Source organism: Tabrizicola sp. (assembly GCF_041919135.1).
Lineage (GTDB): Bacteria > Pseudomonadota > Alphaproteobacteria > Rhodobacterales > Rhodobacteraceae > Tabrizicola.
The window spans coordinates 55396-75912 of the sequence record NZ_JAYRUJ010000015.1 but is presented as its reverse complement, the minus strand read 5'-3'; the positions used below and the strand labels follow the sequence as shown (position 1 = coordinate 75912).

Annotated in this window: 16 protein-coding genes; all 16 read left to right on the top strand. The window is 68.5% G+C overall.

Annotation, left to right across the window (positions count from 1 at the left end; translation table 11 throughout):
• The first annotated feature begins 184 nt into the window (after nucleotides 1–184).
• Complete coding sequence (locus ACE3UA_RS12565) at nucleotides 185–985, top strand: MetQ/NlpA family ABC transporter substrate-binding protein (RefSeq protein WP_374645585.1); 801 nt, start codon at nucleotides 185–187, stop codon at nucleotides 983–985.
• A 72-nt stretch (nucleotides 986–1057) separates the two neighbouring features.
• Complete coding sequence (locus ACE3UA_RS12560; protein ID WP_374645583.1) at nucleotides 1058–2101, top strand: methionine ABC transporter ATP-binding protein; 1044 nt, start codon at nucleotides 1058–1060, stop codon at nucleotides 2099–2101.
• Nucleotides 2082–2735, top strand: a complete 654-nt coding sequence (locus ACE3UA_RS12555) for a methionine ABC transporter permease (protein ID WP_374645581.1) — start codon at nucleotides 2082–2084, stop codon at nucleotides 2733–2735. Before ACE3UA_RS12560 ends, ACE3UA_RS12555 begins: the two co-directional genes overlap by 20 nt.
• Before the next feature lie 315 nt (nucleotides 2736–3050).
• Entirely contained in the window at nucleotides 3051–4139 is a 1089-nt protein-coding gene (locus ACE3UA_RS12550) for an efflux RND transporter periplasmic adaptor subunit (protein ID WP_374645579.1), read from the top strand.
• Nucleotides 4140–4148: 9 nt separating this feature from the next.
• Entirely contained in the window at nucleotides 4149–7226 is a 3078-nt protein-coding gene (locus tag ACE3UA_RS12545) for an efflux RND transporter permease subunit (RefSeq protein WP_374645577.1), read from the top strand.
• Nucleotides 7227–7470: 244 nt separating this feature from the next.
• The gene (locus ACE3UA_RS12540) at nucleotides 7471–8133 is read left to right on the top strand and encodes a response regulator transcription factor (RefSeq protein ID WP_374645575.1); all 663 of its coding nucleotides are present in this window, start codon (nucleotides 7471–7473) and stop codon (nucleotides 8131–8133) included.
• Nucleotides 8134–8412: 279 nt separating this feature from the next.
• Nucleotides 8413–9732, top strand: a complete 1320-nt coding sequence (locus tag ACE3UA_RS12535) for a nucleotide sugar dehydrogenase (RefSeq protein ID WP_374645573.1) — start codon at nucleotides 8413–8415, stop codon at nucleotides 9730–9732.
• 1 nt (nucleotide 9733) lies between these two features.
• Nucleotides 9734–11212, top strand: a complete 1479-nt coding sequence (locus ACE3UA_RS12530; RefSeq protein WP_374645572.1) for a glycosyltransferase — start codon at nucleotides 9734–9736, stop codon at nucleotides 11210–11212.
• A 24-nt stretch (nucleotides 11213–11236) separates the two neighbouring features.
• Nucleotides 11237–12325: a hypothetical protein gene (locus ACE3UA_RS12525; RefSeq protein WP_374645570.1), complete on the top strand. Its 1089-nt coding sequence runs from the start codon at nucleotides 11237–11239 to the stop codon at nucleotides 12323–12325.
• Nucleotides 12322–13773 carry a mannose-1-phosphate guanylyltransferase/mannose-6-phosphate isomerase gene (locus ACE3UA_RS12520; protein WP_374645568.1) on the top strand — a complete coding sequence of 484 codons (1452 nt, stop codon included), beginning with the start codon at nucleotides 12322–12324 and terminating at the stop codon, nucleotides 13771–13773. Before ACE3UA_RS12525 ends, ACE3UA_RS12520 begins: the two co-directional genes overlap by 4 nt.
• Nucleotides 13773–15197 carry a right-handed parallel beta-helix repeat-containing protein gene (locus ACE3UA_RS12515; RefSeq protein ID WP_374645566.1) on the top strand — a complete coding sequence of 475 codons (1425 nt, stop codon included), beginning with the start codon at nucleotides 13773–13775 and terminating at the stop codon, nucleotides 15195–15197. The genes ACE3UA_RS12520 and ACE3UA_RS12515 overlap by 1 nt, the downstream gene beginning before the upstream one ends.
• A gap of 4 nt (nucleotides 15198–15201) precedes the next feature.
• Nucleotides 15202–16632: an MBOAT family protein gene (locus tag ACE3UA_RS12510; protein WP_374645564.1), complete on the top strand. Its 1431-nt coding sequence runs from the start codon at nucleotides 15202–15204 to the stop codon at nucleotides 16630–16632.
• Between the two features lie 10 nt (nucleotides 16633–16642).
• The gene (locus tag ACE3UA_RS12505) at nucleotides 16643–17722 is read left to right on the top strand and encodes a hypothetical protein (RefSeq protein ID WP_374645562.1); all 1080 of its coding nucleotides are present in this window, start codon (nucleotides 16643–16645) and stop codon (nucleotides 17720–17722) included.
• Complete coding sequence (locus tag ACE3UA_RS12500) at nucleotides 17715–18503, top strand: hypothetical protein (protein ID WP_374645560.1); 789 nt, start codon at nucleotides 17715–17717, stop codon at nucleotides 18501–18503. The genes ACE3UA_RS12505 and ACE3UA_RS12500 overlap by 8 nt, the downstream gene beginning before the upstream one ends.
• Nucleotides 18500–19867: an alginate O-acetyltransferase gene (locus ACE3UA_RS12495; RefSeq protein ID WP_374645558.1), complete on the top strand. Its 1368-nt coding sequence runs from the start codon at nucleotides 18500–18502 to the stop codon at nucleotides 19865–19867. Before ACE3UA_RS12500 ends, ACE3UA_RS12495 begins: the two co-directional genes overlap by 4 nt.
• Nucleotides 19864–20493, top strand: a complete 630-nt coding sequence (locus ACE3UA_RS12490) for an alginate O-acetyltransferase AlgF (RefSeq protein WP_374645556.1) — start codon at nucleotides 19864–19866, stop codon at nucleotides 20491–20493. Before ACE3UA_RS12495 ends, ACE3UA_RS12490 begins: the two co-directional genes overlap by 4 nt.
• Nucleotides 20494–20517 lie beyond the last annotated feature (24 nt).

Sequence of the window (20517 nt, the reverse complement as noted above, 5' to 3'; positions counted from 1 at the left end):
CGACGCGCCGGACGGGTGGCGTCAGCCAGTATTCTCCGCAGCGGGTGAAATCGCCGCGGATATTCCGATGCGGCTGCGAACATCGGCAAAGTGTTCTCTGCGGCCGCATTGTCATTGCCGCGCCTGCGAGGGATAACCGTGCCGCTCCGGCGCTGTCCGGACCATCGAAGATACGAGGATACCAATGTCGCCCATCATCTCCATCACCCGCCGCGGTGCCTTTGCCCTTGCGGCTGCGCTGGCTCTGACCTCTGCCGTCGGCGCCCAGGAAACCACCCTGAAGGTCGGCATCATGGGCGGCGAGGACGAGACCGTCTGGGCCGCCGTGGCCGAACAGGCGAAAGCCGCCGGGCTGACCATCGAGACGGTGATCTTCAACGATTACACCCAGCCGAACGAGGCGCTGGCGAACAAGGAAATCGACGCGAACGCCTTCCAGCACGGGCCCTATCTGGACGCCCAGATCGAGGCGCATGGCTATGCGATCACCCCGGTGATCGACACGGCGATCTTTCCGATCGGCGTCTATTCCAAGACCTACAAGACGCTGGAAGAACTGCCCGAAGGCGCGGTGATCGGCCTGCCGAACGACCCGTCGAACGGCGGCCGGGCGCTGAAGGTGCTGGAGCAGCTGGGCCTGATCAAGCTGAACCCCGAGGCCGGGATCCTGGCCACGGTGATCGACGTGACCGAGAACCCCAGGAACTTCGACCTGCGCGAACTTGACGCGGGCGTCGTGGGCCGGGCGATCGACGATCTGGACGCCGCCGTGGTCAACACCGACTGGGCCGCCAAGGCCGGGCTGCTGGACTTCCGCATCGCGCAGGAATCGGGCGAGAACAACCCCTACATGAACTTCATCGCCATCCGCACCGAGGACAAGGACGCGGCCTGGGTCGAGACCCTGCGCAGCGCCTTCCAGAGCGACGCGGTGAAAGAGGCCTATGCCACCGCCTACAAGGGCGCGGCATCCCCGGCCTGGTAAGCCCTGGCCCTTGAACTTCCGGCAGGCGCGCCCGATACGGGGGCGCCTGCCAGCATTTGAAGGAAAGATGGAATGACCGGCTTGAAGCGCCCCGTGGTGCGGCTGGAAGGGGTGGAGCGGCGGTTCTCCGACCGCCCGGCGCTGGACGGCATCTCGCTGACGCTGGAGGCCGGCGAGATCGTCGGGCTGATCGGCCGCTCGGGCGCCGGGAAATCGACGCTGATCCGCTGCCTGAACGGGCTGGACCGGCCGCAGGCGGGACGGGTCGAGATCGACGGCACCGACATCACCGGCCTGTCGGAGCAGGCGCTGCAGCCGATCCGCCGCCGGATCGGGATGATCTTCCAGCATTTCAACCTTTTGTCCGCCAAAACCGTGGCCGAGAACGTGGCCCTGCCGCTAAAGATCGCGGGCCAGCCTGCCGCGCAGCGCCGCGCCAGGGTGATGGACCTATTGGATCTGGTCGGTCTGGCCGACAAGGCGGACACCTATCCGGCGCGGCTTTCGGGCGGGCAGAAGCAGCGTGTCGGCATCGCGCGGGCGCTGGCGGCCGATCCGCTGCTTCTTCTGTCGGACGAGGCGACCTCGGCGCTGGACCCCGAGACGACGCAGGCGATCCTGACGCTGTTGCAGGACGTGAACCGCCAGCTGGGCGTCACGATCCTGATGATCACGCATGAGATGGAGGTCGTCCGCCAGATCGCGCACCGGGTGCTGGTGCTGGACGCGGGCCGGATCGTGGAACAGGGGCCGGTCGCGCGGGTGCTGGCCTCGCCGCAGGCCGAGACGACGCGCAGCCTGCTGCGCGGGCTGTCGCCGGTGCTGCCGCAGGACCTGGCCGTGCGGATCGCGCCCGAGGGCGAACAGGCGCTGATCCGCGTCGATGTCTATGGCGCGGCCGCGCGCAAGCCGCTGCTGGCGATCATCGAGGAGATCACCGGCCAGCCGCCGCGCCTGCTGCATGGCGGGCTGAACGACGTCCAGGGCGAGCCTTACGGCCGTCTGTTCCTGGCGCTGGGGACCAGTGATCCCGGCCTGGTGGCTGCGGTGCTTGCCCGGCTTGAACCCGAAACAACCGCGATCGAGGTGCTGGGCCATGTCCCGCGCGATGTTTGACCTGCTGGTGCAGGGACTGTGGGAAACGCTGGTGATGACCGGCGTCTCGGGGGCGCTGTCCTTCGTGATCGGCCTGCCGCTGGCGCTGATCCTGGTCACCACCGACCGCGACGGCATCTTCCAGAACCTGGCGCTGAACCGGGCGCTTGGCCTTGTGGTCAACGCGCTGCGCTCGGTTCCGTTCATCATCCTGCTGGTCGCGGTGATCCCGCTGACCCGGCTGATCACCGGCTCGGCCATCGGGATCGCGGCGGCCATCGTGCCGCTGACCATCGCCGCCGCGCCCTATTACGCCCGCGTGGCCGAGGTCTCCCTGCGCGAGGTCGACCGCGCGCTGATCGATGCCGCCCGCGCCATGGGGGCCACCCGCTGGACCATCCTGCGCGAGGTGCTGATCCCCGAGGCGCTGCCCGGCATCATCTCGGGCTTCACCGTCACGCTGGTGACGCTGATCGGAGCCTCGGCCATGGCGGGCGCGGTCGGGGCCGGGGGGCTTGGCGACATTGCGATCCGCTACGGCTATCAGCGGTTCGAGACCGCGGTGATGCTGGCGGTGGTGGCGATCCTGATCGTCATGGTGGCCGGGCTGCAATGGGCCGGCGACAGCCTTGCCCGCCGGATCGACAAACGCTGACGGACGTCGTGCCCTTTCGGCCATGGCGATCGCCACGGTCAAGGAACAGGCAGGGCGATCCGGGACGAATTCGCCCGGCCTGCCAGTGACACCGCGCCTCGCCTCGGCCCTCCTGCGCGAGGGCGGCCAGGGTGATGCGCCGTTGGAAATCCAGCTGGTTATCGTCGCTGGCCGGGCCCTTGCGTGACGGAATGTTGGCGATAACGCCCGCCCGAGGTTGACCTTTGCCACGATGGGCGACACATGGTTCACTGATCCATTCGACAGGGCCCCGCGCCCTCCGGCCCGACCATTTCCAGCTGAACGAGAGACGACATGTTCAAACGCCTGCTTATCGCCATCGTGCTGCTTGGGCTGATCGTGGGTGGCATCGTATGGTTCAAGTTCTTCCGCGACGACATGATCGCGCAGTTCATGGCCGGGGCCGTGCCGCCGCCGGTGCCGGTGACGGTGCTTGAGGTGCAGCCGCAGTCCTGGGAACCGGGCTTCGAGGCGGTGGGCACCGCGATCGCGGCGCGGGGGGTGGATCTTGCGACTGAATCGAGCGGCCTCGTGCGCAGCATCGACTTCAAGGGCAATGCCGAGGTGGTCGAGGATCAGGTCCTGGTGCAGATCGACGACCGGGCCGAGAAGGCGGGACTTGCCGCCGGCGAGGCCGCGCTTGCCGTGGCCGTGGCCGAGGCCAGCCGGGCCGAGACCCTGACCACGCGCGGCGTGGGGGCCGCGAACACGCTGGAAAGCGCCGAGGCGCAGGTGGAGAGCGCCCGCGCGCAGGTGGCGCAGTTGCAGGCGGCGCTGGATGCAAGGCAGTTGCGTGCGCCCTTCGCCGGGGTGATCGGGATTCCGCGCGTCGAGGTCGGGCAATATGTCGTGCCCGGCACGATCTATGCCACGCTGCAGGATCTTGACCGGATGTATGTCGATTTCACCGTGCCCGAGCAGCAGCTTTCCTCGCTGGAACTGGGGCGCGAGGTGACGGTCCGCACCGAGGTCGGCGCTTTCGACGCCACCGGACGGATCATCGCGATCGAGCCGCAGGTCGATCCGAACTCGCGTCTGGCGAAGGTGCGGGCCGAGGTGGACAATCCCGAGGGCAAGCTGCTGCCGGGGCAGTTCCTGCGGGTGCGCGTCTCGCTGCCGGTCGAGGAGGGGGTGATCGCGGTCCCGCAGACGGCAATCGTCTCCAGCCTTTACGGCAGCTATACCTATGTCCTGCAGGGCGAGGGCGACGCCCTGACCGCGGCGCAGGTCTTTGTCCAGACCGGCCGGCGCAACGGCGGCCAGATCGAGGTGACCGAGGGGCTGGCGGCGGGCGACCGTGTCGTGACCTCGGGGCAGAACCGGCTTTCCAACGGGGCGAAGGTGGCGATCGACACGTCGGTCGACCTGTCCACCGGCGAATAGGGGCCGCAGATGCATATTTCGGAACTCTTCATCCGCAGGCCCGTCCTCTCCACCGTTCTTGCGGCGATGATCCTGTTCGTCGGCCTCGCCTCGGTCCTGAACCTGCCGGTGCGGCAATATCCGGAAGTCTCGGAAAGCGTGATCACCATCACGACCGTCTATCCCGGCGCCGCGCCCGACCTGATCCAGGGCTTCGTGACCTCGCCCATCGCGGCGGCGGTCTCGACCACCGAGAACGTGGATTATGTCACCAGCCAGTCGCGGCAGTCGGCCTCGGTGGTCACGGTGCAGATGCGGCTGGGCGCGGACCCGGATGTCGCCTTGACCGAGGTGATGTCCAAGGTCCAGCAGGTGCGCGGGCAACTGCCACAGGACACCGAGGATCCGGTGATCGTCAAGGGCACCGGCATGACCTTCGCGCTGATGTATCTTGCGGTGCAGAACCCGAACATGTCGCCCGAGGAACTGAACGAATACCTCGAACGCGTGGTGCGGCCCCGGGTGACGAACATCGCGGGCGTGGCCCAGATGGAGATCCTGGGGGCGCAGCAATTCGCCATGCGGGTCTGGCTTGACCCGCTGGAGCTTTCCGCCCGGGGGGTTACCGCCTCGGAGGTGCTGGCGGCGATCCGGTCGTCGAACTTCCTTTCGGCGCCGGGCAAGACCGAGAACGAGTATTTCAGCTATGCGCTGACGCTGGACAGCACGATCCAGACGCCGGAATCCTTTGGCGCGCTGCCCCTGGTGCAGGGGCCGGACGGCGTGGTGCGGCTGCGCGACGTGGCGCGGATCGAGCTTGCCTCGGGCTCGGCCGACGCCATCGTGACCTTTGCGGGCGAGCCGGGCACCTTCATCGGCATCGTCCCCGCGCCCGGCGAGAACCAGCTGGATGTCGCCACCAACGTCAACGAGGCGCTGCCGGCGCTGGTGGCGACCCTGCCGCAGGGCATGACCATCGACCTCGTCTACGACTCGACCGAGACCATCGCGGCCTCGATCTCGGAGGTGTTCAAGACGATCGCCGAGGCGGTGGTGATCGTCATGGTGGTGATCCTGCTGTTCCTCGGCTCGTTCCGCTCGGTGGTGATGCCGATCGTCACCATCCCGCTGTCGCTGATCGGCGTCTGCGCGGTGATGCTGGCGCTGGGCTATTCGATCAACCTCCTGACCCTTCTGGCCATGGTGCTGGCCATCGGCCTTGTGGTCGACGACGCCATCGTCGTGGTCGAGAACATCCACCGCCATATCGACGACGGGATGCACCCGGCCCAGGCGGCGATCACCGGGATGAAGGAGATCACCGGCCCGGTGGTCGCGATGACGATCACGCTTGCCGCCGTGCTGTCGCCCCTGGCCTTCACCGGCGGCTTGACCGGGGCGCTGTTCACCGAATTCGCGCTGACGCTGGCCGGGTCGGTGGTCATCTCGGGCGTGGTGGCCCTGACCATCACCCCCGCCATGTCCGCCCGCCTTCTGCACGAGGGCGAGCCGGGCCGCTTCCAGCGGGTCGTCGACCGGACGTTGACCGGGGTCTCGAACTGGTACGAACGGCGGGTCTCCTCCTCGCTGGATTACCGGCCGGTGACCATGCTGATGGTGGTGTCGCTGCTGGGGGCCACCGGGTTCATGTTCCTGAACACCTCCTCCGAACTGGCGCCGGAGGAGGACAGTGGCGCCCTCTTCGCGATCATGAACGGGCCGCGCTATGCCACCCTTTCCTATACCGACGCCTTCAGCCGCGAGGTCGGCCGCCGCACCGCCGATATCGAGGAGGTGCAGACCTCGTTCTCGGTCGCGGGAATGGGGGGGGCCGCGAATACCGGCTTCTACATCTGGGCGCTGAAGGATTGGGCCGACCGGAACCGCAGCCAGAAGGAAATCCAGCAGCAGATCCAGGGCATCCTGGACGGCACGCCGGGGCTGCAGAGCTTTGCCTTTGCCCCGCCCTCGTTGCCGGGGGCCGGGGGCGGGCTGCCGATCGCCATGGTGATCCAGTCGATCCACGCGCCCGAGCGGGTGGTCGAGATCGCCGAGGAGATCCGGGCCAAGGCGATGCAGTCGGGCATGTTCATCGTGGTGCAGAACAGCCTTTCGTTCGACGCGCCGCAGGTCCGCGTCACCATCGACCGCGACCGCGCGGCGCTTCTGGGGGTGACGGTCGCCGACATCGGCTCGACCCTTGGCCTTCTGATCGGCGGCGGCGCGGTGGCGCAGTTCGACCGGGATTCGAACAGCTATGACGTGATCACCCAGGTCCCGAGCGAATGGCGCGACAACCCCGAGCGGCTGGAACAGCTGTTCGTCCGCTCCCGCTCGGACGCGATGGTGCCGCTGGCCTCGGTCGTGTCGATCACCCCCACGGTGGCCGCCGCCTCGATCGAGCAGTTCAACCAGCTGAACTCGGCCAGCCTGACGGCCATGCCGATGATTGGCCTGTCGACCGGCGTCGCCCTGGCCGAACTGGAGCGGATCGCGGCCGAAGTCCTGCCGGACGGGTTCTTCATCGACTATTCCGGCCAGTCGCGGCTGGAGAAAAGCGAGGGGAACACCATCCTCCTGGCCTTCGGCGCGGCGCTGGTGGTGATCTACCTGGTGCTGGCGGCCCAGTTCGAAAGCTTCCGCGACCCGTTCATCATCCTGATGTCGGTGCCGCTGTCGATCTTCGGCGCATTGCTGCCGCTGTTCTTCGGGGCCAGCACGCTGAACATCTATACCCAGGTCGGGCTGATCACCCTGATCGGGCTGATCACCAAGCACGGCATCCTGATGGTGGAATTCGCCAACCAGCAGCGCGAGACGAAGGGCGCGTCGCGGCGGCAGGCCATCGTCGCGGCGGCGAAGACGCGGCTCAGGCCGATCCTGATGACGACGGCGGCGATGGTGCTTGCCGTCGTGCCGCTGATCATCGCCGAGGGCGCCGGCGCGGCCGCGCGTCAGGCCATGGGCCTGGTGATCTTCACCGGCCTTCTGATCGGAACGGTCTTCACCCTGTTCGTGGTGCCGATGTTCTACACCCTGATCGCGCGCAGCGACGCCGCGCACGAGCGGCACAACCGCGCCGTCGCCCACCAGTTCCGCGAGAGCTGAGACCCGGCCGGGCATCGGCGGCAATCATCCCTGCCGCCGACCCCGCCTTTTTTCGCGAAGGAATGGCGCAAGCGCATGCGTATAGGCGGCTTTCCCCGCCTTCCAGCGGGTGTTTCCGCCGGTCCCGAAACAATTGTCTGGAACCAATCCCGGCACGGATGGTTTGATCGTCGGACCGGAGCCTGTTCTCGTCGCACCTGCGAACCAGTGCGCCTGACCCGAATGTCCTGACCGAGGCGCGAAAATGCATTCGACTGAAACCCAGTTGAACATCGCCATCATTGACGCCAACCCGCTGCTTGCCGATGGCATCGCAGCCCTTCTGGCCCAGGACATGAGCCTTTCGGCGCGGACGGTCTTTCTTGGACCGGCGCCCGATCCCGCCGCGGCCGGGGATTTCGACGTCCTCCTCCTCGACCCTGCACAAAACAAGGTGCCCCCCGCCGCGCTGATCCGCGACCTTGGCCCCTTCGGGCGGTCGGTGGTGGGGTATTCCAGCTCGGACTCGGTGGAGCTTGCGCGGCACTGCATCGCCGCAGGCTTTCGCGGCATCCTGCCCAGGACCGTGCCCTTCGACATTCTCAAGATCGCCCTGCTGACCACGGCGCAGGGCGGGATATTCATTGATGCAGCCTTTGCGGCGGCGATCGCGCTACCCGGCGCCGAAGACCCGCCCATCGCCTCGCAGGACGCCCGTCTGTCCGAACGCGAACTTTTCGTGCTGAAATCCGTGGCGCATGGCAAATCGCTGAAGGAAATCGGCAAGGAACTGGATCTGTCCTGCAAGACGATCGAAACCTACAAGGCGCGCGGTTCCAGCAAGCTGAATCTCTCGGGCCGGCGGCAGATCGTCGAATTTGCCATCGCCCAGGGTTGGGTCGACAGGACCCGTCTCACCGTCGGCTGAGCCAGGCGCCGACCTTCAACCAGATCTGAAAGCCGCCCGATCGGCGGCGCGACGACCTTCGCGTCTGCAGAAACCCTCTGTCAGCCATTTCCCTACACCGCGGGTTTAGCTGTAGCGATCCATGTAGGGAATGTCAGGAATTATCCCGAAAAATCAAACATCACGTCGGGTTTTTGCCTGACTGTCATCGGCCGGAACCGGGTGCCTACCCTGTGGTTGATGCTGCGGTGCTGCATCGGATGACAGACCCCGACGCGGGTCGAAGGAAGGAAAACGGATATGGCTAGGCTTGCAGTCTTTGGTATCGGCTATGTCGGCGTGGTGTCGGCAGCCTGTCTGGCCCGCGACGGGCATGAGGTCGTCGCGGTGGATGTGGACCCGGCCAAGGTCGCCGCGATCAATGCCGGGCGCTCGCCCATCGTCGAGAAGGGCCTGCCCGAACTGATCGCACAGGTCGTCGCCTCGGGCCGGCTGCGAGCCACCACCGATGCCGCCGCGGCGGTGCAGGGCAGCGATGCCTCGTTCGTCTGCGTCGGCACGCCCAGCGATCCCGACGGCTCGGTCGGGCTGGGGCATGTGCGGGCCGTGTGCGAGACGATCGGCCGGGCGCTGCCGGGGCATGACGGGTTCCATTCGGTCATCCTGCGCTCGACCATCGTGCCGGGAACCATGGCCGGGACCTGCATCCCGCTGCTGGAACAGGCCTCGGGCCTGAAGGCCGGGCGGGACTTCGGCGTGGGATATTATCCCGAGTTCCTGCGCGAAAGCACCGCGATCCGCGATTACCAGGATCCGGGCCTGATCGTCTTCGGTGCGCTGGATGCCGCGACCGGGACGCTATTGACCGAGCTGAACCGGGGTCTCGACTGCGAGATCAACCTGGTCGATGTCAGCACGGCCGAGATGGTGAAATACACCTCGAACGCCTGGCGGGCGGTCAAGGTCGGCTTTGCCAACGAGATCGGGAACATTGCCAAGGCAGCCGGGTTGGATGGCCAGCGCGTGATGGCGATCCTCTGCTCGGACCGCAAGGTCTCGATGAGTCCCGACTTCCTGCGCCCCGGCTTTGCCTTTGGCGGATCGTGCCTGCCCAAGGACGTGCGGGCGCTGCGGTCCTTCGCGGCACGGCGGGGGGTCGCCTCACCGCTCTTGGATGCGGTGCTGGTGGGCAACGCGGCGCAGATCGCCCGGGCCGAGGCGATGATCGAGGCTTCGGGCAAGACCAGGGTGGGCATGGTGGGGATCAGCTTCAAGCCGGGAACCGATGACATCCGGGAAAGCCCGCTGGCCGAGCTGGCGGCGCGGCTGATCGGGCGCGGCGTCCAGCTTTCCGTCTACGACCCCTTCGTGCGCGAGGCCTTCGCCAACGACGCGACCGTCGCCGGCCGGGGTCTGGAGCATGACATCGCGCTGGGCAGCCGGCTGGTGCCCTCGATCGACGAGCTGATCGCGGGGTCGGACCTGGTCCTGGTCGGAAACCGCTACGACGAGGCGATCCCGCCGCTGCAGGCGGCCCTGGGCAACCGCCCGATGATCGACCTGACCCGGATCAAGCCGGGCCAGAAGTCGGAAGGCAGCTATGAAGGGATCTGCTGGTAAGATGACCCGCCTGCGCGTGATCCTTGGCCATCTGATCTACCTCGCGGTGCTGGGGCTTCTGGTGCTGGCGATCCCGCCGGGGGCGCTGGGCCATGTCTCGGACGGGCTGATCGTGGTCGGCACGGTCGGGATCTGGCGCTATGGCTGGGCGGCGGTCAACTACCTGCGCGCGGTCTGGTATCAGGCCGTCGCCTATCCGCGGCTGAAGGCCCGCGCCCTTGCCGCCCAGGCGGCCGAGCCGGTGCGCGGCCACGCCTATTTCCTGATCACCAGCTACAAGATCGACACCGACACCACCAAGCGCGTCTATCATGCGCTGTTCCGGGCGGCGGCGGCGGCGCCGGGCGGGGCGACGATCGTCGCCTCGGTCGTCGATACCGCCGATCTGCGCCTGATCAAGCGCATCCACGCGCTGATGGACGTGCCGATGGACGGGGTCGAGCTGGTGGTGGACCAGATCCCCGGCACCGGCAAGCGCGACGCGCTGGCCCGGTCCCTGCGGCTGATCGCCCGGCAGGCGCCGTCGCGCCGGGACATCCTGCTGCTGGTCGACGGCGACAGCTGCGTGCCGCAGGACATCATCGCTGCCACCACGCCCTTCTTCACCGATCCCGAGGTGGGCGCGCTGACCACCGACGAGGCGGTCGAGATCCGCGAGCCGGGCCTTTTCGCCGACTGGTTCGCCCTGCGCTTCACCCAGCGCCAGATGATGATGAGTTCGATGGGCCTGTCGGGCCGGGTCCTGACCCTGACCGGGCGCATGTCGGTCTTCCGCGCCGACCTTGCCACCCAGCACGAGTTCATCCGCCTGGTGCAGCACGACCATATCGATCACTGGCGGCTGGGACGGGTCGACTTCCTGACCGGGGACGACAAGTCCACCTGGTTCTGGCTTTTGCAGCGCGGCTACAAGATGCTGTATCTGCCGGACGTCACCTCGCTGTCGATGGAAACCCAGCCGAAGCCCGGCTTCGTCGACAGCGCGGTCACCCTGATGATCCGCTGGTTCGGCAACATGCTGCGGACCAACGGGCGGGCGCTGGCGCTGCGGCCGTCGCAGATCGGCTTGTTCACCTGGTGGTCGATCCTTGACCAAAAGATCGGGATCTGGACCACGCTGGCCGGGCCGATCTCGGTCATCCTGGCGGCGGCCTTTGTCGAGCCCCTGGTGATCCCGGCCTATGTCGCCTGGGTCATGGCCACCCGCTACATCTTCTGCTGGGTCCTGGCCAGCATCCGGGGCCGGGGCTTCCCGATCACCTATCCGATGCTGCTCTACTTCGGCCAGATCGTCGGCGCCGCGGTGAAGAGCTACGTCCTCTTCCGCCTCGACCGGCAGCGCTGGACCCGCCAGTCCGGCCCCGCCGCCGCCCGCCTGCCCCTTGCCGCCCGGCTGCGCGGCTATGGCTCCACCTGCGTTCACGCCCTCGCGCTCGGCTGGCTGACCTTCGGGATCATGCTGCTGTCGGGGCTTGTCTGAAACCTGCCGCGAAAGGACCGACCCTTGGACCAAGCCAGACCCTCTCTCAAGTCCGCCGAGATGGCGCTTACCGGACCGGCCGACCATCCGATGCTGGACATGCCCTTCCATGTCGAGATCGCCGGGCGGCAATACATGGGGCGCGGCATCTCGCTGGTGCGCGCCGGGATCAGCGGGCTGATCGACCCGCAATCGGCCGGGACCGAGCGGCTTGCCCTGGTGGTGTTCCGGTTCCGGGGCTTCGTCGTCGCCCTGTCGATCGAGGTGCGGATGCAGGAGGTGGACGCCGCGCGGGGCACCGCCATGCTGGAGTTCCTGGATCCGCTCGGCGATCATCTGCCGCAGCTGCGGCACCTGATGAACGCCCATATCGCGGGCGACCTGGTGACGCTGGGCGATGTGCTGTCGATCAGTCCTCCGGCCGGGGCCAGGCCGAAGACCGGGCAGCCGCAGGCCCGCCGGCGCTGGCTGCGCGGCCTTGGCGGGACCGCGGCGCTGCTGGTCCTTGCGGCGGGGCTGGCCGGGCTGGTCGCCGTGAAGGTCGTCCAGCGTGTCTTCACCGTGACGCTGGCGACCCCTGCGGTCGCCGGGCTGGACGGCCGCACCCTGGCGGCCACCGCGACCGGCCAGATCGACTTTCTCAACCCCGAGGCGAAGCAGGGCGAGGTCGCCTTTGCGATCCGCTCGAACACCGGGCAGGCGCTGTCCGTCACCATGCCCTGCGACTGCCGGGTGCAGCTGCTGGGCGTCGAGGCCGGCTCGACCGTCTTTGCCGGCGATCCGGTCCTGCGCGTCTCGGACCCGGATGCCGGGGTGGTCGTGACCGGATCGGTGCCGCCGGACCGGCTTCTGGACCTGGCCCAGGCCGGAAGCATCGAGCTGGGCTTCGCGGGAGGCCGCGAGGTCACGGCCCGGCTGGCCCCCGACGGCCTCGGCACCGCCGCGCCCGGAGAGCCGGTGCCCTTCCGCCTGATCCCGACCGAACCCCTGGCCGAGGAGCTTGTGGGCCAGCTGGCCGAGGTCACCCTGCGCCGGTCGCTTCCCGGCGCCCTGCAGCCCCTGGCGGCTGTGATCAACCGTTCAATCCCTGATGCAGAGGCCGATCAACCATGACACATTGCATTGTTCCCGTGGTTCTGTGCGGCGGCATGGGCTCGCGCCTGTGGCCGATGAGCCGGGTCGAGCAGCCCAAGCAGTTCCAGCCGACGCTGGGAAAGGGCAGTCCGACCTATTTCCAGGCCACCCTGCAGCGCCATCGTTCCGAGGCATTCGCGCCGCCTCTCGTCGTCACCAACGCCGGTCAGGCCGCGCTGGTCCATCGTCAGCTGGACGAGCTTCAGCTGCAGGGCCGCGTCATCGGAGAGCCGGTCGGCCGCAATACCGGCCCCGCCGTCCTTGCCGCCGCGATCTGCGCCCGGCGCGAGAACCCGGGGGCGGTGATCCTGGTCCTGCCCTCGGATCACGTGATCAAGGGCGACATCAACCGGATCATCTCCGCGATGCTTCCGGCGGCGCAGGACGGGCGGATCGTCAGCTTCGGCGTGATCCCGACCTATCCCGAAACCGGCTATGGCTACATCACCGACGGCGGGGCCTACCAGGATTACGCCGGCCTGCACCGTGTCGACGGCTTCGTCGAGAAGCCCGGCTATGACCATGCCCGAAGCCTGATCGAGGCCGGGGGCGTCTACTGGGCCTCGGGCATCAGCCTGATGCGGGCCGACACCCTGATCGAGGAGTTCCGCCGTCTGGATCCGACCACCCATTCCGCGGTGACTGCCGCCGTCGACGGGGCCGAGATGCGGACGCTGGGGATCGTCCTGAACGAGGCCGCCTTCCGCCGCGCCGCGAACGAGCCGACCGAGCGCCAGATCTTCGAGCGCACGCCGAACATCGCCCTGGCGCCGCTGCATGGCGTGCAATGGGACGACGTGGGCGCCTGGAACGCGGTCTACCAGATCTCGGACCAGGACCGCGACGGCAACGTGCTGCATGGCGACGTGATGGCCGTGAACACCCGCAACTCGCTGATCCAGAGCGAGACCCGCCTCGTCGCGGTGATCGGGATGGAGGATACGGTGGTCATCGACACGCCTGATGCGGTGCTGGTCACCCAGCGCGCCTTTGCCCAGGACGTCAAGCAGGTGGTCGAGAAACTGAAGGCGCAGAAGCGGCGCGAGGTTTCCAGCCACACCACGCGCGAGATGCCCTGGGGCCGGATCCAGACGCTGGCCTCGGATGCCAGCCACGACATGCGGATCATGACGGTGCACCGCAGCGCAAGCCTGCAGGTCAACGGCACCGGGCAGGGGCCCAGCCTGCTGACCGTGATGGCCGGCGAGGGGCGCTGCAAGATCGACGGGGCCGAGGTGACGCTCCGCCGTGGCCAGACCATCGTGATCGACGCCGACCACGCGCTGCCCCTGACCAATACGGCCGAGCGCGAGCTGAAGCTGATGCACCTGCAATTCCGCAGCGCGGCGGAGACCCAGCCGCAGAAGATCGCCCCGACCGCCCGGCGTCACCGGACCAGCGTCCCCGTCTTGCCGGAGGTTCTTTGATGCGACTTGGGCCGCCACTGCTGGCCGCCTGCCTCCTCGCCGCCCCTCTGGGCGCCGAGCCGGACGCCCGGCTGCATGCGGCCATCACCGCCGAGCTTGCCGGCAAGGCCGATACCGGCAGGCTGGCGGCACTGGCAGGCGAACTGGCGGGCGGCCTGCCGGCGGTCACACCGCCCGAGCCCCCGGTACTGGCCGAGGTCGCGCCGGATGTGCGCGATGGAGAGGTCCAGGTGGCCCTGACCCAGCTGTCCATCCTCTCGGGCGGCAACGGGCATCTTGCGCTGCAACTGGCGCAGGATGGGCGGACGGACGTGATCTACCTCATGTCCGGCACCGCGCGGCTGGCCGACCTGGAGGCGGCAAGCGGGCTGGTCAGCCGCGAGGGCAAGGTCTGGCATCTGCAACGTCCCCTCGTCGTCTGGCCCGGCGCGGCGCTGGTCCTGACCGAGGGGGAGGAGCTGGAGATGGACACCGCCGGCGGGGCCTTCCTGCTCAGCTTCGGCGCGATCCGGATCGACGGGGCCAGCCTGCGCGGCGATGGCGGCGAGAACCCGGTCGTCAAGGCCTTCCGGCCGTTCCTTCTGGTCACCGGCCGGGGCAGCCTTCAGGCCCGGGGCGCCAGCTTCGCCGACCTGGGTTTCCAGGGCCCGACGGCCTTTCGCGGCGTCGCGGTCCTGACCACGGGCCTTCTGCAATCGCCCGCCTCTCCGGTGGTGGCCGACAGCGGCTTCGAGCGCGTCGTCAGCCTGGGCTTCCAGGGGGCGGACGGGCTGGTCCTTGCCGGGAACCGGCTGGGCGGGTCGGGCGCGGTCGTCGTCCGCGACGGGCGGAACCTTGTGATCGCCGGCAACCGGATCAGCGCCGGCGGAGAAGGGGCGGGCCTGCGCCTCTCGGGCGAGCTTGACGGGGTGAGGGTCGCCGCGAACACCATCCAGGGCGCGGGCGGCAACGGCATCCAGGTCGAGGGCAATGTCAGGAACCTGGATCTGCGCGGCAATGTCGTGCTGGCGAATGCCGGGGCCGGCATTTCCATCGGGCATGCGGATTGCGTGACGGTCCGGGGCAACATCATCGCGGCCAACCGGACGGCCGGGCTGCGCCTGTCCCACACCGGCGCCGCGCGGGTCGAGGACAACGTGATCCTGTCCAACGGCTCGGCCGGGGTCGAGGTCCGGGACCAGTCGGGCAGGGGGCCGGTGCTTCTGGCCGACAACCGCCTGGCCCGGAACCGCGAGGGCCTGCGCGCCGCCGGTCTGGGCGAGGTCACCCTTTCGGGCAACGACCTGTCCGACCAGACCCCGCGCCAGTTCGCCGGGGACTTCGCGCCCTGGCTCGGCCCCTGGCTGAGCGCCGGCGAAGCCCTGGTGATCCCCGCGGCCCTGGGCGCGACGCCCGGGGCCGCCGTTCCCTGCGAGACGGAGTAGCCTGATGGTCTTTTCCTCGGAAATCTTCCTGTTCCTGTTCCTGCCGACCTTCCTGGCGCTCTACTACCTGACGCCTTTCCGCTTCCGCTCGGCCCTGATCCTGGCGGGGTCCTACCTGTTCTACGGCTGGTGGCGCTTCGACTTCCTGCTCCTGCTGTTCCTCACGACGCTCTGGACCTACGGCATCGGCCACCGGATCGCGGCCAACCTCGGCACCCGCAGGGCGCGGGTCTGGTGCGGCATCGGCGTGACGGGCTGCCTGTCGGTGCTGGGTGTGTTCAAGTATCTCAACTTCTTCATCGACAGCTTCGCCGCCCTTTTCGGCACCACGGCCGAGGGCCTGGACATCCACTGGCGCCTGATCCTGCCGATCGGGGTGTCGTTCTACGTCTTCCACTGCATCAGCTATCTGGTGGACGTGCTGCGCCAGGATGCGAAGCCCACGCGCAACTTCTTCGACTTCGCCGCCTTCATCGCGCTGTTTCCGCAGCTGGTGGCCGGGCCGATCCTGCGCTTCAAGGACCTGGCGCACCAGTTCGAGCATCGCAGCCATACCCCGCAGAAATTCGCGGACGGCATGGCCTGGTTCGCCATCGGCCTGGGCAAGAAGGTGCTGATCGCCGATACGCTGGCGCCCCTGGCCGACCTGGCCTTCGCCACGCCCGATCCCTCGGCGCCCCTCGCCTGGGCCGGAGGGGTGGCCTACATGCTCCAGCTCTACTTCGACTTCTCGGGCTACAGCGACATGGCCATGGGCCTTGGCCTGATGATGGGATTCAAGTTCCGCGAGAATTTCGACACGCCCTATATCTCGGCCTCGATCACCGAGTTCTGGCGGCGCTGGCACATCAGCCTGTCGGTCTGGCTGCGCGACTACCTGTATATCCCCTTGGGCGGCAACCGGGTCAGCGGCGGACGGACCTATGTCAACCTGATGACGGTCATGGTGCTGGGCGGCCTCTGGCACGGCGCGAACTGGACTTTCGTGGTCTGGGGCATCTGGCACGGCGGCTGGCTGGCCGCGGAACGCTGGCTGGGCTGGTCGATGCGCCCGCGCACTGCGTCGCGGGTCGCGCTGACGCTGCTGGTCGTGCTGCTGGGCTGGGTCGTGTTCCGTGCGCCGGACATCACCCAGGCGGTCGGGTTCTACGCCGGGATGCTGGGCCTGAACGGCCTGTCGCTGCCGGTCGAGGTCGCGCTGCAGATCACCCGCGAGAGCCTGGTCATCATGGCCTTCGCCATCCTCGTCTGCGCCGTCGAGCCGATGGCCCGCGAGATCGTGGTCCGGCGCTACTATGTGCCCTCCGGCCCCGGCGGCGCATTGGCGGCGACCGACACGCTGGTGCCGATGCTGGTGACCTCGGCCATCTTCGCGCTCTCGGTCATGCGCCTGGCCGAACAGAGCTTTTCCCCCTTCCTCTACTTCCAGTTCTAAGGAGGCGATGATGCAGCTTGTCCTGCGTTCCGCTCGATACGTCCTGCCGGTGGCCTTTTTCGGCTATGCGGCCGTGTTCAACCTGGAATATGCCCGTTTCCCCGACCCGGATGAGGTGCCGCTGGACGCGACCGCCCTGCGCGGCGCGCTGACCGCGCGGATGGACGAGGTCTATCGCCGGTCGCTGCCGCACCGCGACCCGGCGATCGGAGTGATGGGCGCGCTGCGCTACGTGACCATGGGCGAGGGGCGCAAGGGCGTCGTCACCGGCTCGGACGGCTGGCTTTACACCGCCGAGGAGGTCCGGCCGCTGACCGGCGCGCTTGACGGCCAGCTTGACCGCATCGCCGGGGTGCGCGACCAGCTGGCCCGGGCGGGGGCCGCGCTTGTCGTGGTGCCGGTGCCGGGCAAGCTGGACGTCCATGTCGCCCATGGCGATCCGGAGGCGGCCAAGGGCATCGCCTCGCTGTATGACGATTTCCTGGCCGGCCTTCGGGCGCGCGACGTGCCGGTCCTTGACGCCCGCGCCGCGCTGCGGGCCGAGGCGCGGCACGACCTTGCCTTCTTCCGCACCGACACCCACTGGACCCCCGAAGGTGCGCGGGCCGTGGCGCAGGCGCTTGCCGGCTCGGGCCTGGTCCAGGTCGGGGACGCGCGCTTCCGGGTCCGCAGCGCCGGAGCCGAGGCCTTTACCGGCGATCTCGTCTCCTTCGTCACCACCGACGACCTGGCCCCCATGGTCGGCCTGGCCCCCGAGGCCGCCGTTCCCTTCACCGCGGATCCGCTGGTCGATGCCGAGACCCTGGACATCTTCGCCGGAGCGCAGGCCGGGGCGACGCTGCTGATCGGCACCTCATACTCCGCCAACCCGACCTGGAGCTTCGCCGAGTCGCTGAAGCTTGCGCTGGGGCGGGACGTGCTGAACCTGGCCGCGGAAGGGCAGGGGCCTGCCCGGCCGATGCTGGACTATCTCGCCTCCGCCGATTTCCGCGCGGCGCCGCCCGACGTGGTGATCTGGGAATTCCCGGTCCGGTATCTGACCGACCCCGGGGTCTGGGAGGCCGGGGACAAGGAGGACCACGGTGCGTAACCCCATGCTGCATGCCGGCCTTCTGTTGGCCATGCTGGCGGCGGTGACGCCGGTGGCGGCCGATGTGGTGCTGCCCCCGGCCATCGCGGCCAGCCCCCGGCTGAAGGACCTGCGCCGGTCGATGATGGCGGGGAGGGAACTCTCCGACCGCCAGTTGCAGGTCCTGGCCGACGCGGGCGAGGGGCTTGCCGCGGCCCGCTATGCCCGCCGGCTGGAGGAACGGGGCCTGGTCGAATACCTGGACGATGCGGCGCATTACTATTCGATCGCCGTCTATGCCGACCGCGAATTCGCCATCCCGCGCCTTGTCGCCATCCTGCGCGGCGGCGAGGCCGAGTTCGGCCCCGCCCGCCTGCGCAATATCCGCGAGGTGCTGGACCGCGAGGCCCGCACCGATCCCGTGGCCGCCGCCGGGCTGGCGGAACTCCTTCTCCGCGGCAAGCCCTTCGAGCAGGACGTGCCCCGCGCGCGCGAGCTTCTGCTGGCCGCGGCCGAGGCCGGGGATTTCAAGGCCGGGATCCGCCTGGCGCAAAGCCATTTCACCGGCGCCCCCGGCCTGCCGCCCGATCCCGAGGCCGCCCGCCGGCCGCTGGAGCTGGCGCTGTCCAGCCCCGACCCCGGCGTCCAGTCCATCGCGCGCACGCTGCTGAACCGGCTGCCCGGCGGCGTGCCGGAATTCCCCGCCGCTCCTTCCGCGATGGCGGCCGAGGATTGGACCACCGTCTCTCTCAGCCTGCGCCCGCGCCTGCGGCCCGAGACCCTGCAAGGAGCCACCCGATGATGCGCGCCGCCCTCATTCTCTCCGCGATCCTCTTGCCGGGGGCCGCCCTGGCCCAGCAATCGCAGTTCCAGTGCTCACGCACCCAATACGCCCCGACGGCCAGCATCGAGGGCAAGGACGGGGTGTTCTACCGGGTGCAGTCCGACCTGCGCCTCCAGCATCCGATGGACGATATCGTCGTGGGGCAACTCGCCCATCTGTCCCGCGTCCTGGCCGAACAGGGCACCACGCTCATCTTCGTCAACGTGCCGACCAAGGGCCAGGCCATGCCCGCCTACCTGCCGCCCGAGGCTGCCGCCTATGGCTATGACGCCGGGACGATGCAGGCCAATTACCGTGACGTCATCGACCGCCTGACCGCGGCCGGTGTCGCCGCGCCCGACCTGATGACCGCGATGCTGGGGGCCGGACCGGACGAGAAGGTCTTCTTCCAGGCCGACTTCCACTGGACGCCCGCCGGCGCCCGCCTTGCCGCCCGGGCCATCGGCGAGATGATCCGCAGCCACCCCGCCTATGCCGATGTCACTCCGGTCGAGTTCACCTCGCAGGAAGGCCCGGTCGAGGTCGCCTTCTCCGGCCTCCGGCGCGAGTTGCAGACCTTTTGCAAGGACTCCCTCCCGCCCGTTGAGGCGACCACCTGGATCACCACCCGCGCCGCCGAGGAGGTGAACGATGCCTCGGACATCTTCGCCGACGCCGGGGGGGGCGAGGCCGCCCCCGCCGAGGCGGGCACGCTGGACATCTTCGGCACCGGCGAGGCCGAGGCGAGCCTGGCGCTGGTCGGCACCTCGTTCTCGGACAGCAGCGTCAACAATTTCGCGGGTTTCCTGTCGGAATATGCCGGGATCGAGGCGGTCAACTACGCGATCACCGGCGGCAACCAGTTCGGCGCGATGACCTCCTACCTGACCTCGCGCGAGTTTGCCGAGGACCGCCCGACCTTCCTGGTCTGGGAGAACCCGATCTACAACAGTCTTGCGCAATTCGGCCCGGTCCCGATGGACGAGCTGATCGCCGCCGCCGGTCCCGCCTGCGATATCGAGACCGGAGCCGCGCCCGAAGGCCCCGACACCCTGGCCGCCCGGTTCGAGCCCGGGCAACTGAAACCTGCGGATGCCTTCCTCTTCGACCTCGGCGGCGAGGGGTCCCGCGTGGCCACCGTCACGCTGGAAGGCGCCGACGGCATCACCCGCAGCATCCGGATCGAGCGCGGCGACCGCCTGCGCGCCACCGGCCGCTTCTTCCTGCGGCTGGAACCCTATTGGAGGCCCGATCTTACCCGCGTCGCCGTCACCTTCGACCGGCCCCTGCGCGAGACCTCGGCCCTCACCCTTTGTCCAACCCCGAAAGGAGACGATTCATGAAACGCATCCAAGGCGCCCTGTCGCTCGTGGTTCTTGCCGCTGCCGCCACCGCCGCCCTGGCCCAGGACGGCGGCCTGTACGAGGACGTGGCCAATCCCGAAGCCAGCTTCGTCCGTGTCGTCGATGCCGGAACCCCGGTCGCGGTGATCCAGTCGGCCAGTTTCGACAGGGTTGACGGCGGCGTCACCCCCTATGTGGTGATCGACGGCGAGACCGAGGTGAAGATCACCTCGGGCGAGACCTCCACCACCGAGACCATCGAACCGGCGACCTTCTACTCCTTCGTCGTGGGGGCCGACGGGACCTCGGCGCTGGTGGTGGACAAGATCTCCAACAACCCGGCGCAGGCCGATGTCACCTTCTACAACCTGTCCGACATCGCCTCGGCCGACCTTTACGTGCCGCAGGCCAAGGCCATGGCGATCGAAGGCGTTGCGGTGAACGGCGGCGGCGCGGTGGCGCTGAAGGCCCCGCTGACGCTGGATTTCGAGGTGCGCGACGGCGAGACGGTGGTGGCCACCGTCCCCGCCGTGGCGCTGAAGCGGCGCGAGGGCGTCGCCATCGTGCTGTCCGGCACCGGCGGCAGCTACACCGCCACCGTCGCGCCGAACGCGCTTGCGAAGTGACCCCCTGACAGGAAGGCCGATTCC

Bases quoted from the DNA above. Each gene is read 5' to 3' on its own strand.
- ACE3UA_RS12545 (WP_374645577.1), top strand. From the start codon at position 4,149: ATGCATATTTCGGAACTCTTCATCCGCAGGCCCGTCCTCTCCACCGTT.
- ACE3UA_RS12495 (WP_374645558.1), top strand. From the start codon at position 18,500: ATGATGCGCGCCGCCCTCATTCTCTCCGCGATCCTCTTGCCGGGGGCC.
- ACE3UA_RS12550 (WP_374645579.1), top strand. From the start codon at position 3,051: ATGTTCAAACGCCTGCTTATCGCCATCGTGCTGCTTGGGCTGATCGTG.
- ACE3UA_RS12535 (WP_374645573.1), top strand. From the start codon at position 8,413: ATGGCTAGGCTTGCAGTCTTTGGTATCGGCTATGTCGGCGTGGTGTCG.
- ACE3UA_RS12520 (WP_374645568.1), top strand. From the start codon at position 12,322: ATGACACATTGCATTGTTCCCGTGGTTCTGTGCGGCGGCATGGGCTCG.
- ACE3UA_RS12530 (WP_374645572.1), top strand. From the start codon at position 9,734: ATGACCCGCCTGCGCGTGATCCTTGGCCATCTGATCTACCTCGCGGTG.
- ACE3UA_RS12565 (WP_374645585.1), top strand. From the start codon at position 185: ATGTCGCCCATCATCTCCATCACCCGCCGCGGTGCCTTTGCCCTTGCG.
- ACE3UA_RS12490 (WP_374645556.1), top strand. From the start codon at position 19,864: ATGAAACGCATCCAAGGCGCCCTGTCGCTCGTGGTTCTTGCCGCTGCC.
- ACE3UA_RS12515 (WP_374645566.1), top strand. From the start codon at position 13,773: ATGCGACTTGGGCCGCCACTGCTGGCCGCCTGCCTCCTCGCCGCCCCT.
- ACE3UA_RS12510 (WP_374645564.1), top strand. From the start codon at position 15,202: ATGGTCTTTTCCTCGGAAATCTTCCTGTTCCTGTTCCTGCCGACCTTC.
- ACE3UA_RS12505 (WP_374645562.1), top strand. From the start codon at position 16,643: ATGCAGCTTGTCCTGCGTTCCGCTCGATACGTCCTGCCGGTGGCCTTT.
- ACE3UA_RS12560 (WP_374645583.1), top strand. From the start codon at position 1,058: ATGACCGGCTTGAAGCGCCCCGTGGTGCGGCTGGAAGGGGTGGAGCGG.
- ACE3UA_RS12540 (WP_374645575.1), top strand. From the start codon at position 7,471: ATGCATTCGACTGAAACCCAGTTGAACATCGCCATCATTGACGCCAAC.
- ACE3UA_RS12555 (WP_374645581.1), top strand. From the start codon at position 2,082: ATGTCCCGCGCGATGTTTGACCTGCTGGTGCAGGGACTGTGGGAAACG.